Consider the following 14,191-nt stretch of genomic DNA (forward strand, 5'->3'; position numbering starts at 1 on the left):
CGGCCGTGAAGACGTGGAAAGAACAACTGAAGGATGTCAAACGTGCGTTGCGTGACGAAGACGTACCAGGAGAGAAACGAGGTGAAAAGGCGGCCAAGGTCGACTTCGATCCACCGAAGTCCTGGTTGGCCGACGAACGTTCGATATCGAAGAGAGATGGCGAATCGAAGGGGAATTCCCACACCGCTCCGATTCCCCCGATGGTTGCTGATCGACAGACCGGTGTCCACGATAAGGGCGCGTCGACTATCCGGAATACCGTTCGGCAATCCACCACTCCAAGCGTCATCAGGTCGCCTTCCGACCAGCCGCCGGCACCTTCGAACAGGGCCGCGACGCCACCCGTCTTCCGACCGCGCATCGATGGGGGGCGCACACTTGTCATGCCTGGCTGGGGCGAAGCCGGCAGGTCATTGCAGCATGCTGATCGACAAGACGGGAAAGCTGCACCCATGGTCGTCAGAATCGGGGTCGATTTCGGATCCGCCTTCACGAAAGTTGCGATTCGTGCGGGCGTCGATCTGGTTCCTGTAGATTGGTTCGCAGTCACAGGTGACGATTCGCCGGCGGGGCGTTATTTGATACCCGGTTTCGTCGCTGTCGCACCGGATGGCGAGTACTGTTGGCGGCGACTCGCCGAAACCGATGTCCGGGGAAATCTCAAGCTCTCGGTCATCGAATTGGGCAGCTCAGACGAGTGTCCGACGGCCACCTTGGCCTACCTCGCCTTGGTCATTCGTTACGCTAGGGCATTCCTCTATCGGCACGCAGAGGTTGGGCGAAAACTCATGTCGCGGTCGCTTCGTTGGGAGTTGAACATTGGTTGCCCCACCGAGCCGCACGAGAAACCGGAAGTCGTCCGGGTGCTCAGGCGCATCGCGCGGACTGCATGGCGATTGGCGGCCGGGGACAATCTCCGCGAGTCCGACATCGCTGTCGCGTGGAGGACTGACGAAGCGGGCAGCGGCTTGGAGACGGAACCGAGTGTCGTACCGGAGTTTGTAGCGCAGATTGCCGGTTACCTCGAATCGCCCCAGGTGACTGGAGGATTGCACGCTCTGATCGACATTGGTGCGGCCACGCTCGACGTGGCGACATTCAACATCGTCATGCCTACCGATCTCGACTTATCTCCGAGAATTCCGATCTTCTTTTCGGCCGTACGCCCACTCGGAACCCATTACCTCTCTTACAACCGCCATTTCCTACTCGACCTTGATTTGAAATGGGACGATGCGTCGCCGGTTGAGCCAGCCGATGGCTTCGCGAAACGACACCGCAAATGTCAGAGCGAGGTCGATGTGATCGACTCGGACTTCGTGAATCGAGTCGCACGCTGCATCGTCGGAGTGATCGACGGAACCCGAACCAATTCGCGAGGAGACCCGCAAAGCAAGGCATGGTGCGAAGGGTTGCCGATATTCGTCACGGGCGGTGGTTCCGGTTGTGAACTCTATCGCCGGGCCATTGAAGCGGTACAGATTGATCTTCGGCGACGGCTCGGTGCGTCGAGCCGCTTTCGGTTCATTGAACTGGATCCGCTCGGCGCAAAGATCCCACACTTCGGCGTCGACATCGGGGGCAGACTCTCCGTCGCGATCGGGCTGACCCATGATGCCGAGAATATCGCTCGCGTAGTCCCGCATCGCGATATCGAACCCATTTTCCAGATAGCGAAGGAGCGCGTCGATCATAGCGAAATCTATGGCGACCGGTGAAACGACGAAAAGCAGCTTGAACCGAAAGCAATATCGACTCAAGCGCCTGCCGACGAGGTGAGACTGATGAAAGAAAATGACAAGAACGAATCGAATGTAGCGGCCGACAAGCAGCCCAATGCTTGGATCGCTATCGATCACGGCCTCGGTGCCGATAGCAGGAACGCGCGCTATACCTTGAAATTGAATGGAATTCGCTCTCAGTATCAAGCCATTGCCGAGGACGATTGGGTCCTCGTATTGAATGCGGCCGAGGAACTCGTCCGCGTCGGACGTGTGTTGCGGATTCGCTCCGATCTCGAGACGACCACGCTGTACTTCGACCGAGTTTCCAACATCGATGCGCCCATGCCGATCGGTACCTTGTCGCTGGCTCCGCCGTCGTCAGGGAATGTCGGCCGCATCCAGTGGCAAGATTTTGTCGCAGCCTTGTTCGCGGCATTGCACCAGACCATTGATGGTGTGTCGCCGATCAAGAATCCTGCTTACATCCGTGAATTGCTACAACTGGCCGCGATAGACGACCTGCTCGGCCCGGCGGGGGGGCCACACGAGCTCATCGTGGATATGGGCGTGCGCGATCGCTACCTGGTCGGCAAGCTGGCACCACGTGAAGCAGCCGAGCGTGGCCAAGAGTTTCCTGTTGATCCTGATGAGGTCGAGGACGATGCCGACGATTTGATCGTCAAAGCGCAACCGGAGGGGGGCGACGTACCGGTTCCGAAGGGCGCCTCCGAAGCCGAGCCTCCAGACGAAATCGACGCATCCAGCAATCAGTCTCTGGTGCCGAGTAGTTTCGGTATGACCTTTTGCGTTGATGGCGATGCCGAGCGCATTGAGGTCGAGGCGCGCTGGGGCAGCTATGAGCGCGTTTCAAACGAGGAGCACGAGCTGACGCGGCCCAATGGGCAGAAGGCCAAGGTCTGGCAGCGTGTACCCTGCGGCGGCAAGGTGGTGCTGCCGCTGATCGAAGGCGTGATTCCACATCAGGCACCGGACGTGAGTCGTCCGGCGGTGCGGGTACAGGGTTCTATCCGCGCTAGGAACGCCAACGGAGACCGCTTGGTGACGCTGTTCCTGATCAACGCACAGGAAGAGCCGAAGACCAACCGCGACACGGCATGGCTGTTTCAGCCGGAGCTGATCGTTCGGGCGGAAGCCAATGTCTCTAATCGCGCCATCTTCCGCCGCCGCCCGGTGCTTCTGCCAGAGTCAGCAGACTCTACCGAAACGGACGATCTCAGAGAGCGGTTGTCACTGGAGATGATCTACCGCAACCGAGTGGAGTTCGCAGTTGGGCATGGCGTCGCCGTACACGCCGTGACGTCTGAGTCTGACGGCGTGATGTTGGCCACCGAGGTGCGGACCAGTGTCCTCCCGCAGTACGAAGTGCAAGTCACAGAGACACCGGGCCGAGACCCAGCGGATCGCCCCGCGATGAAGGAGATGGTCACAAGCGGCCTACTCGACATGCAGCGCCTCGCCGCGCTCGGAGTCGCAGAGCTGGTCGACGCCCTGAATATGCTGACTAAGGATTACGCCTCGTGGATTGCTCTGCAACGCGCTCGCATCGGCGCGGACGTTGTCGGCTATGACTCGCAGGCCGGTCAGGCGCTGGATCGGTGTCAGGAAATTCAGTCTCGCTTGCAGCAGGGCATCGACACCCTAACGAGCGACGAGAACGCCTTAGCGGCCTTCCGTTTCGCCAACCGGGCTATGGCGATCCAGCGCGTGCGCAGCCAGTATGCGCTTGAAGTCCGACGAGGCCGGGACGTGACAGTCGATCAGTTCGAACGGCCGGAGTGGCGACCGTTTCAGTTGGCATTTCTGCTTCTTTCGATCCCGTCGCTGGCCGACCCCACGCATCCGGATCGTGTGCAGCCCATGGAATCCCATGCCGATCTATTGTGGTTCCCGACCGGCGGTGGCAAGACCGAAGCCTATCTGGGCGTGGCGGCGTTCACCATGGCGATCCGTCGCATGCAAGGCAGGCTCGGCGGCTACGACAGTTCGCGCGGGTTGGCCGTGATCATGCGCTATACGCTACGTCTGCTGACCTTGCAGCAGTTCCAGAGGGCCACCGCGTTGATCTGCGCGATGGAAAAGCTCCGGCGCGACGCTCTTATGCAAGGCGACGAATCGCTTGGCAAGGAACCTTTCACCATCGGACTGTGGGTGGGCAACAAGGTGACGCCAGGAACGACGGATGAAAGTCACTACGCCATTCAAACTCTTCGCGATCCGAGTAAGAACAAGGCGGGTCGAACTTCACCTCTTCAGCTCACGAGTTGTCCTTGGTGCGGGTCTTCTATCGATCCCGGGAAAGATGTCGTTGTTGATAGGGAACGCGGTCGGACTGTGGTTTATTGTGGCGATAAGAAGAGTAGCTGTGTATTTTCTCGTGGTAGATCGAGTAATCTACCGCACCCAGGCATCCCGGTGCTGACGGTGGACGAAGAGATCTATCACCGCCCTCCGACGATGATGATCGCTACCGTGGACAAGTTCGCCATGATGGCGTGGCGTGGTCAGGTACGCACGTTGTTTGGTCGCGTCAGCCAGGAATGCGAGCGCCATGGTCTGCTCTGGCACGAAGCAGACTGCTGCAATGGTAATCATCAGGCCGCGAAAGGGCTGTCTGCAGTCAGGGTCAAGAACGTCGCAGCGATTCGGCCGCCCGATCTGATCATCCAAGACGAGTTCCACCTCATTAGCGGCCCGCTGGGTACGATGGTCGGTTTGTACGAATCCGCCGTCGATGAACTGTGCGCTTGGAAATTCGACGGCAAAACAGTCAAGCCGAAGATCGTTGCGTCCACGGCTACGGTGCGCAAAGCCAAGGAGCAAGTGAACAACGTATTCATGCGACGCGTGTCTGTGTTCCCGCCGCACGGCCTGGACGTGGAGGACAACTACTTCTCGGTGCAGCGCTCAATCGAAGAGCGGCCCGGACGACTCTATCTCGGAGTGTGCTCCCCCGGCAGCTCGCGGCCTGCAATGCTTATCCGCGTCTATACAGCCTTCCTCACAGCAGCCCAAGCCCTGTTCGATCGTTTCGGTGAAGCAGCCGACCCGTACATGACGATGGTCGGCTACTTCAACTCGCTACGCGAACTGGGCGGTATGCGGCGTTTGGCCGAGGATGACGTACAGACGCGTTCCTACCGCGTGCAGATGAGCATGGTCAAGCGTCCCGCGCTCGCGCAGCGTAGTGTCAACAACATTCGTGAGCTGACGTCACGCGTTTCCAGTCAGGATATCCCGAAATACCTTGACGATCTGGAGGTCAAGTTCAAGGCTGCGTTCGATACGGAGAGTGGGCAATACGTTACGAAGTGGAATGAGGGTGATCCCCGCGCGATCGACGTGGTGCTCGCGACCAACATGCTATCGGTCGGCGTGGACGTGAATCGCCTGGGCCTGATGGCGGTGAATGGTCAGCCCAAAGGCACGGCGGAATACATCCAGGCCACCAGTCGCGTGGGCCGCTCCTTTCCCGGCTTGGTCTGCACCGTGCTCACATGGGCGCGGCCGCGAGACCTCTCTCATTACGAAACCTTTGAGCATTACCACGCGACGTTTTACAAGCACGTGGAAGCACAATCGGTGACGCCATTTTCGCCTCGCGCCATGGATCGTGGTCTGACCGGCGCGCTCCTGAGCTTGATGCGTCTGGAGAACGATGCCTTCAGCCCGAACATAGGCGCGAGCGAGCTGGACAAGTCTGACAAGCCCGAGATTACCGAAGCCATGAACGTGCTTGTGAGGCGGGCTTGGAATGTCAGCGAGACGCACACCATCAAGAATCTGGCTGAGCGTGAATTGAAGGAACGTGCGGACGAATGGGCGAAGGAGGTTAGCGTTCCCGGCCGTACATTAGCCTACGAGAAGCGCGGGGCACAGGCAGCGACGATAAAAGGTTTGATCGAGGCGCCGGGAACGAAAACCTGGAGCAACTGGACGGTTCCGATGTCGATGCGCGAGGTGGAGCCGGGCGTGCGCCTGATCATGAACACGGGGCATATTTCGGACGATCACGGGTGGAAGCCCCGTCCGGTGCCGAAGGACGAGGACTGAGCATGACCAACAATCGAACACCCGTCGGGGAAATTCGTCCCAGCCAACTGCTCTGGACATACGGGCCGGGCGCATTGATTGATCTGCCGAGCCTTTCGGTTGTGACGCTGGGCATCGACCAGTGGGAGAAAGATCGTTGCCAACCCATTCCAGAGCCGCGCCTGCTCGCTGCTGTCCGCAAAGTTCTCGGGCCGCAGGTAGAGAACCTGCGCGTAGCGCCTTTCCAGAAGAACGAGCTCGCCGATGTGTGGTCGGCGGAGGCGAACATTGGTGTCCCCGTCCGACCCTTTCCGCGCTGGATGCGCTGCGTGAAGTGCGGTCTGCTTTCGCCCTTTGACGCCGGGTTGTTCGAAATTAAGGAAAACCGGTACCGCCCCGAGCGAACCCGTTTCGTTCACAAGGGATGTCGAGGTTCCAAGGGCGACCAGCCTGCGAAGGATGCCGATGCTGTTCCGGCGCGTTTCCTCTTGGCCTGCCGCGACGGCCATCTCGACGACTTCCCTTGGCGCTACTTCGTCCACGGCGGCAACAGCCCGTGCAAGGGAATGCTGCGTTTCTTCGAGAGCGGAGCATCGTTGCAGACTGAGAACCTGTGGGTGAAGTGCGATGCTTGCGGCGCATCGCGCAGCATGGCACACGCCTTTGGCAAGGCGGGGAAGGAAAACTTGCCGAGCTGTCGAGGCAGGCATCCGCACCTTGATCATTTTGACGACGAGTGCGACGAGGACGCTCGCGCGGTTCTGCTTGGTTCGACAAATAGCTGGTTTCCGATTACGTTGTCTGCTCTCGCTATCCCCGAGGCCAAAAACCCGCTCGACCAATTAATTTTGGACGGCTGGGAGTACTTTGAAGATCTGGATTCTGAGATGGCCGTCGCCGTGACGGTGAAGACGCTGAAGAAGACTGGCGCGTTGCCGGGGATCGACAAGTACCCAGCGTCGGAAGTCTGGTCGGCCATTGACGCCCATCGCAAGGGCGAGCAAGACACTGTTGGCGACTCCGACATCAAGGGGCCGGAGTGGGAAGTGCTAACGGCGGCCAACCCGCCTGCAGACTACCCATACTTCATGAGTAAGAAGGTCGCTACGCCCGCTGGCTTCGAAAAGCACATCGGCAGAGTTCTGCTGCTTGAGAGGCTGCGTGAGGTCAATGCTTTATTGGGTTTCACCCGCGTGGAAGCGCCTGAGGAAGCGAGTGATCGGAACGGGCGCCCGCAGATGGCGGGCCTTGCTCGGCGCAACCCAGAATGGGTTCCCGCGAATCAGGTTCACGGCGAGGGCATCTTCATCCAGTTCGACGAAGAGGAGCTTCAAAGGTGGGCGGGGTTCGATGGCGTTGGCAGTGTGGATCGAATGCTTCAAGGCGGTCACCGCGGGTGGCGCAATTCGCGCGGCCTAGAACCCAGCGAAGGTGGCTACCCGGGTATCCGCTACGCCATGCTTCACACACTCTCGCACCTCCTTATCCGTGAACTGGCACTAGAATGTGGCTACAACGCGGCGAGCATCCGCGAACGGATCTACGCTGACGTGTCGGGGGGAAATCCCCAGGCAGGTATCCTCATTTACACGGCGGCCGCCGACTCCGATGGGACCTTGGGCGGTCTCGTCGATCTCGGCAAACCGGAAAACCTCGGTCGGCTGCTTCGGCAGGCGCTGAATCGATCGAAGGTCTGCTCGTCGGATCCTCTCTGCTCGGAGCATGATCCAAGCAAAGATCGATCGCTGCACGCCGCCGCGTGCCATGCATGTAGCCTGGTTGCCGAAACCTCCTGTGAACGAGGCAATCGGTACCTCGACCGATCGTTGCTAGTGCAGACACTCGAACGTGCGAATGCTGCGTTCTTCGCGGGACTGTGACATGGAAAGCCTGCTGGAAGCCGTCACGGCCGTGGTGGGTCTGGTTTCACCGGAGAAGGTTCGCGCGCTAGCGGCTAGACTTCGGAGGGGCAAGGACGCGAAGGCGAGCGTCTCGCTGTCGGATGTCGTCGGCACGGCCACGGCCAAAGCCGTCATTGATCGGCTCATTGTTGCATGGCAGGCCACGTCCGTCGAACCCGGCGAGTTGGCCTCAATGTTGCTGGCCGCCGGTCACGCATTCGATAGCGCGTCGAAGCAGCAGTCTACCGAACTCGTGTGGACGGGGCCGACGACACCGTTCGTCTCCGCCCGTCGAACAGAGCAAGCGCTGCTACAAGTCATCGGCGCGGCAACGCAGACTTTGTTCATCACCAGCTTCGTGGCCTACCACGTCTCGACCATCGTACAGGCGTTGAACGACGCAAGCGTGCGCGGCGCGAGTATCTCGATGCTGCTTGAATCGTCTTTGGATCATGGAGGCAGCATCTCGTTCGACGCGATCGGCAAGATGAGAAAGTTGCTACCTTCCGTGACGCTCTATGCGTGGGTGGAGCGTGCTGCCCCGTTTGCCGATGGACGGGTTCACTCCAAGGTCGCCGTCGCTGACGGTAACGTTTGTTTTATTACCAGCGCCAATCTGACGGGGCATGCAATGGAGCGAAACATGGAAGCCGGGGTTCTGATTTCAGGTGGCACGATTCCAAAGCTGCTTCACGAGCATTTGGAGGCGCTGGTCGATACGAGAGTTGTGTCCGTGATTTGAGCGTCGAACGCGCTGCGTTTGCAAAGTAGATTGCTTTTCCCCTCTGTAGGCTGACGATTGTCAGTTGATTGGTCTATTTGGGCATAAATTCCGCCTGTGAGAGAGTCGCGATGGCGGTGCGGGCGCACCCCATCGTCACCCTCCCGAATGACGGATAAGACGGGCGACGATTAAACAAAGCAGGACGCCTTTAGCCGGACGCGGCTGGGATCCAAGCCACGCACTACCTCAAAGGGAGCCGATGCTCTAGCAGCTGGTTTATCCGAGGGCGGAGTTGAGGGGCGTGCTGTCGCATACATTGATACATTGCGCTTTCATCGAAGTGTACATGGTCGCCGTGAGCGCAACGCCGCCTCATTGGGGTCATCCTAGCCAGCATCTCTGTCAGATCAACGTGGACGGAATGCTCAGTGTGGCGCGCCCGTCTGGCCGCACCTTCAATCGAACACCTGATAGTCCCAACGGAAGTGCCCTTAACCAATGGGGACCAGCGTACCAGGGTCTTGATTCCCACGGTACGCCGGCTGGAACCGGGTGCCAATCCCAGCCCAAGTGCGTGCTTCTCTCACCAACCTTGACGGTTATCTCCTTTAGATACGCCCGGTAGTTTTGCTGTCCATGCCAGTTCAATAGCTGCAGCGTCGATGAAAGCAACTGCTCCGCGATGATTTTTGCCTCTTCGCGCGACTGCACAGGCCTGTCAGTCCACCACTCCGGCGGCATATAGCAAAATTCGACGGTATCTCGGTTGCGCTTGACGGTAACCGTGCCTTTGCCTGGGTTCGTACCTGTGAGCGCGGCGCAGACCACGAATGGAGATTGGGATTGCTTTCGGCTGAGCAGGTCTTTGATCTTTTCGAACGTTGACGTCGATACAACAGGTCCTGTCAAACGTGAAGTGGCGGAACCCGTGATCAGGGCCTCTCTTTCCGGGGGGACGAGCGATTGCGGCAAGGCTGTCTCTAGCCCCCGACCGCGCATCGAGTCCCACAGATATGTCATCCAGAATTCGCTGAGCACGTCGGAGTAAGCAACTTCTTGAGGGCGCAGCCACGTCTCAAGGTGTCCGGCGAGCTTGCCTATCTCACGTTCCACCGCGTAAGGATTTTGAGATGAAAGTGCTTTGCTCCATCGGGCGTAAGCGTGAATCCAGCCTTCACTGTTTTCGGTAGGACCGCCAAGGGACAACATGCCCGGTGCATTCGGCATCTTCACGATTACGAAGTGGCAACCTTCGGGAACACAATCCCAGCAACTGCGGTTCTCCGAACGGCATATGGGTGGGGTCCGGAATCTCGCGTCGGTGCGAAGGGTATTCATTCGTCCGTCAAGTGCCAAGACTGCGTTGGCGATGCCTTTGGTCACGGGGAAAGGGACGATTGCGCCGTCTTTGATCACCAGGTTGTGTCGCTGGGTCGCTGGCACATTGCCGACAAAACCTAGTTGTGGCAGGGCTTGCTCACGGCATCCCGCTACTGACGAGCAAGGCTGCAAAAACCTCCAGCTTTTTGTGTTGTCCCGCCAATCAACGAAATCGAACAACTCCGTGGACTTCACCTCAAGCGCCGCCACAAGTCCTGTCGTGTCTGTGACGAGGAAGTCTGGTTGGGGGAATCGAGATCCCTTGACCGTCTGTCCGGCACCCGCACGCCACGAGACCACGCGGGTAATGGTTTTGTATTGGTGCGCATTTGTCAAAAAAGAAATGATTTCCCCTAGGTCCCCGAGTCGCGAGCCAGTTAGACCTCTCGCCTTTGATCGATATAGGCCTTGCGCATAGCGTTGGGCATCGATGGCTAGACCTTCGATATCAAGCTCCAAGTCCTCAGCGATCATATCGAGGGCACTGTGGTCCAGCTCCACTGGTATCGTGGATGCGCCAGCTGAGAAGTGCGAATGCCAGTTCGATTGGTTAGAATTTTCTACTACGCCGAATAGTGGCGTGTCGATCTGCTTGACGTAAAAGCGGAACATGGCTTGCCAGAAAAGCGAATTGGTCTTTGGTTTTAGTTTGCGGAACACTCTAGCTTGTCTGGCTGGTGCCGGCAATGGATGACCGGTCACTGGGAATGATTTTGCAACGACAGCGATTGAGCCGGAGTTCTGCACCGGCGTACCCCGCCAGGCGAGCGGATCTTCATTCGCTGCCTCGACTTCGTCCTCTGAAAGCAAAATTGTTCAGAAGATGTCAATCGTTCCAGTAGCTGGTGCAGTTCAGATGGACCGTCGCCGGGAGCCCTCATCGGATTGAACGTGGCTACCGGCTATTCTTTCCATATCCTTCGCTAATTGAGCCGCCGCTTGCATGAAAGCCGCATCATCGCGAGATCGTAGCGATCCGATTGGCCGGACAAATGTGTTATACGCCCCGTTCAGGTCGTCCGTAGAGTAAAGGCGGGCGTTGCGAAATAGGTCGAATGGCTGCTCGAGTGATCTAAGTGAGGGCCACTGTCGTCTGTTAGTCGGTGCGATGAAGCGCGTGTCACGGAGGTTTCGATATGTGTCCCAGATCACGCTAAGGTCTTTTGAGGCGATCGTTGACGCGATCCGCGTAATGGGCAACGGCAAACGCACGTGCTAAATGACGCAGCAACTTTGCAATAGCTAAGTAGGAAATTGAGAGCGAGGTTTTTCCCGCTACCGATCCGGGCAGAAAAGATTGGTCAATGAAAGCATTGAGTAGGCACCAGGTGTCGTCCCGCTTAGCGGTCGTGGCCGTTTGGGCGGTCTCGTTTAGGTTTTCAGCTTCTGTGTCTGTCCCGGACTTCAGGCGATCCAGATAGTCGGCCCAAGCTTGCATCATCTTCACACGCTCATCAAGGAACCTGGTGCGGTTATAGGCTGAACCGAGAATGTCGGGCACCCTATGTGCAAGCTGGTGCTCTATAACTTCAGCTGGGAAGTGAAGACGTTCATGAAGAATCGTTCGCGCCATAGCGCGAAACCCATGGCCAGTGATTTCTGTTTTCGTATCAAATCCTAGCCGTTGTAATGCTGCGTTTATCGCCGCTCCGCTCATCGGCTTCCTGCGATCTCGGCCAGGAAATACATATCGCAAATTCCCGGTAAGGACATGCAGCTCTCTTAAGATAGCCACGGCCTGCTTCGCAAGTGGGACGAGATGCTCAGTTTTTGTTTTCGATACGATGTAACGCCATTCTCGACGATCAAGATCAAACTGTGACCATTCGGCCTGACGCAGCTCTCCGGGGCGGACGAACAACAGAGGCGCTAGCCGCAATGCAGAACCGACAACGGACGTACCGGAGAATCCGTCTAGCGCTCGTAACATTTCACCCACCTTGTCCGGGTCCGTAAAGGCTGCAAAATGTGTGTGCTGATTGGGCCGCAAAGCACCGCGTAGATCAACGCTCACATCACGCATCGCGCGTCCTGTTGCAACTGCGTAACGGAAGATCTGCCCACAAGTCTGATGGAGCCGATGTGCGGTGTCGTTTGCGCCACGCAATTCGGCGCGGCGCAACACTTCGAGAACTTCTTGCGCAGTGATCTCCGCTATTGGGCGCGGCCCCAGCAAGGGAAACGCATCCTTCATGAGGCGCCCCATAATTTTTTCCGAGTGGCTGCCGGTCCATACTGGCGCTTGTCGTTCAAACCACTCCAGCGCAACGACCTTGAATGTATTTGCTGAGCTCAATTGGGCGAGGCGCTTTTTCTCCTTCTTGGCTTGGCTTGGATCGATTCCATCGGCCAGCATGGCCCGTGCTTCGTCCCGCTTCCTGCGTGCGTGAGCTAGCGTTACGTCCGGATAAATACCCAATGCAAGTCTTTTTTCGCGAGCATTGAATCGATACTTTAAGCGCCAGTATTTTCCACCTGTGGGCGCAACTTCAAGATACATACCGCGACCATCATAGATCCGGTATGTTTTTTCCCGTGGCGCTGCACGTCGAACTTCCAGATCGGTAAGAGGCATGATGGACCTCGATTTATGGCTGAACACCTGCCCTTTGTTCGGTGTTCAGCCGATGCGCTCGTGCGCAGACCATCACTTTGACAGTCCGAACTCAATCTGTGCCTGCTCAAGCATCCAGGCCTCAATCTTGTCGTGCCATACACGTAGCAGGTCGAGAGGGCGGCGGCGATAGTGCTTCTCAGCAAGCGCGGACGGCTTATGCCCTTGGATTTGAGCGACGACACCGACCGGAACCTCGACCCACTCCGAAAGCGTGCCAAAGGAGCGGCGGAGGCCATGCAGGGAAAGGTGAGGCAAACCCGTCGGAGTCAACGCTCGATTGTGCGCATGACGCGGCTCAGCTATCTTGCCGTCCGCCGCGGTTTTGCTGGCGAACACCCACTCGGAAGGCTCCCATCGTTCGCCCCTTTCTGAGAGCCGAGCGGCCTGGCGTCTATTTGGGGGCATCTCGTTGAGACGCTGAAGGTGACGCAGTAGGCTCGCTAAGTATGGGGTGAGCGGAATAGTTCGACCACCTGTCCCTTCCACCTTGTCGTTCATCGTAAGACTCCTCCATCGGAAGTCCACATCGTCCCAGCGCAATGCGGCTAGTTCCTCCCGGCGGGCTCCTGTGATCAGGAGGCCCTGCAGGTATGCGCTGATGACTGGATTCGCAATGCCACGTACCGCGCTGAACCAAACAGAAAGCTGCTCCCGCTGTAGGCAGTCGTCTTTCGCGGCGCTGCGGGGGAGAATGCCTTTGACCTTCGGCGACGAATAGGCGTCGTGCGGAATGATTCCGGCATATGCCTCGTCACTGTCACACCATCGGATGAATGCCTTGAATAGACCGAAGGCATGACCGGCATTTGTCGGTCCCCGGGGTATCTCAGACTCGAGCCACTCCGACATCGACGTTGCCGTGATCTCGGTCAACCTCCGCGGCATGAGCGGCGCCAATGGCCCGCGCACCTTTTCTTTGCCGCCGCGTTTCGCAATACCGCCGCCAGGTGAGGAAAGGTTGATGTGATCGATGATGTATCGCTCGGACCGCGGCTTTTTCGTTTTGGGGGAGATCTTCGTTCGCAGATGCTCTAGATAATGCTCCCATGCTTCGCCGACAGTCACGTCCTGACGACGCTTCGCGGCCTGACGGGCTTCGTGTTCGGCCTTCTGCTCGGCCTCTCGCTCGCGCGGATCAACTCCGCCGTCGATAAGCGTCTGGAGATTGCGAGCGCGCTCCTGCGCCTTGTCGATCGTCCAGCTCCGCGGATCGCCGATAGTCATCCGGACCGTCGAGCCATGGATCTTCCCTTGATAGATGTAAGCCTTGGCTCCGCTAGGCGTGGCTCGCAAGCCGAGCCCGGGAGTCTTACTGTCCCAAAGAAATGACTGCGACTTACCCTCTTCGCAGCGATGCGCCTCTACACGAGCCGCAGTGAAGTTGACCTTCGCCACCCAACCTCCTTACCCATAAGTCGGCGATTCCATGTAACCGCCATGTAACCGGATTATGCGCCAATGGAGGAATTTCGATCAACAGGAATGAGAGGTGAGATCAGATAAGTTCGTTTAAATTCATGTATTTGATGACTTCGGTATGCGCTAATCCACCTCAATCAATGTCGACTTGTTCGCATTCGCAATGCGAAGGTCGGGAGTTCGATCCTCCTCCGCCCAACAGAGCTCAGCCGATGGCTAGGCCCTTTTTCTTTGGTAAATCTGAATCGCTGAGAGGTGGCCGCGCAAAATCAGACAGCGGGATAAGTGGAACGGCCGGGGCCTGAGCCAGCGATAATGCAGGCAAAGGAACCGAGGAAATGACGAAACGAACCCGACGCACGCACTCAGCGGCGTT

At 58.1% G+C, this 14,191-nt stretch carries 6 protein-coding genes and 1 pseudogene; 4 read left to right on the forward strand and 3 right to left on the reverse strand.

The window, feature by feature from the left end:
* The first annotated feature begins 5 nt into the window (after positions 1-5).
* The 4 genes from AB4Y43_RS24705 to drmC all read left to right on the forward strand — a co-directional run bounded on the left by AB4Y43_RS24705 (position 6) and on the right by drmC (position 8,417).
* Positions 6-1,718, forward strand: coding sequence for a hypothetical protein (locus AB4Y43_RS24705; protein ID WP_368728994.1), 1,713 nt, complete (start codon positions 6-8; stop codon positions 1,716-1,718).
* 66 nt (positions 1,719-1,784) lie between these two features.
* Positions 1,785-5,795 carry a DISARM system helicase DrmA gene (drmA, locus tag AB4Y43_RS24710; protein ID WP_368728995.1) on the forward strand — a complete coding sequence of 1,337 codons (4,011 nt, stop codon included), beginning with the start codon at positions 1,785-1,787 and terminating at the stop codon, positions 5,793-5,795.
* A 2-nt stretch (positions 5,796-5,797) separates the two neighbouring features.
* The gene (gene drmB / locus AB4Y43_RS24715; RefSeq protein WP_368728996.1) at positions 5,798-7,654 is read left to right on the forward strand and encodes a DrmB family protein; all 1,857 of its coding nucleotides are present in this window, start codon (positions 5,798-5,800) and stop codon (positions 7,652-7,654) included.
* Position 7,655: 1 nt separating this feature from the next.
* On the forward strand, positions 7,656-8,417 hold the full coding sequence (gene drmC / locus AB4Y43_RS24720; protein ID WP_368728997.1) for a DISARM system phospholipase D-like protein DrmC: 762 nt from the start codon (positions 7,656-7,658) through the stop codon (positions 8,415-8,417).
* Between the two features lie 384 nt (positions 8,418-8,801).
* Here the strand turns inward: drmC and AB4Y43_RS24725 are convergent, their stop codons facing one another.
* The 3 genes and pseudogenes from AB4Y43_RS24725 to AB4Y43_RS24735 form a co-directional block, all read right to left on the reverse strand.
* Positions 8,802-10,439, reverse strand: coding sequence for a hypothetical protein (locus AB4Y43_RS24725; protein WP_368728998.1), 1,638 nt, complete (start codon positions 10,437-10,439; stop codon positions 8,802-8,804).
* Between the two features lie 736 nt (positions 10,440-11,175).
* Positions 11,176-12,354: pseudogene (locus tag AB4Y43_RS24730) on the reverse strand (tyrosine-type recombinase/integrase); the annotation flags it as partial.
* Positions 12,355-12,426: 72 nt separating this feature from the next.
* Positions 12,427-13,791 carry a tyrosine-type recombinase/integrase gene (locus AB4Y43_RS24735; protein WP_368728999.1) on the reverse strand — a complete coding sequence of 455 codons (1,365 nt, stop codon included), beginning with the start codon at positions 13,789-13,791 and terminating at the stop codon, positions 12,427-12,429.
* Positions 13,792-14,191 lie beyond the last annotated feature (400 nt).

This window comes from Paraburkholderia sp. BR10872 (assembly GCF_040965835.1).
GTDB classification, from domain to species: domain Bacteria; phylum Pseudomonadota; class Gammaproteobacteria; order Burkholderiales; family Burkholderiaceae; genus Paraburkholderia; species Paraburkholderia nodosa_A.